Source organism: Enterococcus sp. HMSC072F02 (genome assembly GCF_001837725.1).
GTDB lineage: Bacteria > Bacillota > Bacilli > Lactobacillales > Enterococcaceae > Enterococcus_B > Enterococcus_B lactis.
This window is the reverse complement of sequence record NZ_KV833902.1, coordinates 1-704: the sequence shown is the minus strand read 5'-3', so window position 1 is coordinate 704 and position 704 is coordinate 1. Positions and strand designations below refer to the sequence as shown.

The 704-nt window shown below is 36.8% G+C and carries 1 protein-coding gene; it reads right to left on the bottom strand.

All coding sequences use genetic code 11. The features are described from left to right. Positions 1-611, bottom strand: a 611-nt coding sequence (locus tag HMPREF2731_RS02120) for an IS30 family transposase (protein WP_070872233.1), incomplete at its 3' end; no start/stop codon positions are given. Positions 612-704 lie beyond the last annotated feature (93 nt).

Here is a 704-nt window from a genome sequence, read left to right as displayed (position 1 = left end):
TTTTTTTCAATATCAATCGCTTGTCTACCACACGGTTTCAATGTGATGATAACTTTTGATAATCGTTCAACTAAGGTAATTACAGCACTTTTATGTTTCAGACCTACGATAGTGTCACCTTCAAGGTGACCAAACTCATTTGAGAATTGGCTATAATCCTTTTCACGTTCATGAATAGAGCGGCGGAAAGTTTGTTTTCCACGTCTTTCTTGATGTCCATTCGGTTTACGCTTGCCTTTCATCGGTAAGTCAGAAGAATCAAATAGCCCCTTTTTGAACATACGATAAATGGTACGAGCAGAACAACTAATAGGAAACGCTGCACGACCAACAATCACATCGGGTGTCCATCCTTGAACAACCTTTCTTTGAATATATTCTGATTGTTCCTCGGGTAAAACAAGCGGACGTCTACCACAGTTTGATTTGTTTTTCTTATACTGTTGATAATATTCTAAGGCTGATTTTCCTTGCTTGAAGAACAGATATACTTTATGGATCGTTTGTCTTGAACGATTCAAGCAATGGGCAGTTTTAGCAACAGATTGATTAATTTTGAAATAAGACTCTATTATTACAAGTTCATCCGTTGTAAGATGGGTATAGGTCATTTGTACTCACTCCTTATAATTCTTTGGTCGGAACTATTTTGAGTGTAGCACAAATGACTTTTTTAGTTGTCTAGCTTAATTTTACAATCGGCG